Annotated in this window: 1 protein-coding gene; it reads left to right on the forward strand. The window is 56.8% G+C overall.

The genetic code is table 11. The features are described from left to right. Positions 1-21: 21 nt before the first annotated feature. Positions 22-502, forward strand: a 481-nt coding sequence (locus tag GCE9029_RS27205; protein WP_497463378.1) for a DDE-type integrase/transposase/recombinase, incomplete at its 3' end; no start/stop codon positions are given.

The following is a 502-nucleotide window of genomic DNA, read 5'->3' on the forward strand; positions in this document are numbered from 1 at the left end:
CCAGGTGCTGACTGGGACGGGGTGAAGACCACCCCGTCCACGTACTACGAATGGGTGGATAAAACACGATCGCACCGAGAACAACGTGATGAGGTGCACAAGCGCGTGATCCAGAAGGTGTATGCCGCTAATTACGGGGTGCACGGCACCAGGAAAGTCTGGTTGGCGAAGAACCGTGAAGGTGTGCCGGTGGCCAGGTGCACGGTAGAACGGCTCATGGGGTTACTTGGCATACAGGGTGCGGTCCGTGGCAAGGTCAAACGCACCACGATCAAAGACTCGAAGGCAGCCCGAGCGAAGGACTTGGTCCGCCGTGATTTCACACCAACGGCACCGGATCGGCTATGGGTAGATGATTTCACCTATGTTTCGACCTGGTACGGGTGGGTCTATGTTGCCTTCGTGATCGATGCTTACTCTCGGAGGATCCTGGGCTGGTCAGCGAGTGCTTCTATGAACACCGTGCTAGTGCTCAACGCAGTTAAACAGGCACTCTGGAGTG

This window comes from Grimontia celer (assembly GCF_900055185.1).
GTDB lineage: Bacteria > Pseudomonadota > Gammaproteobacteria > Enterobacterales > Vibrionaceae > Enterovibrio > Enterovibrio celer.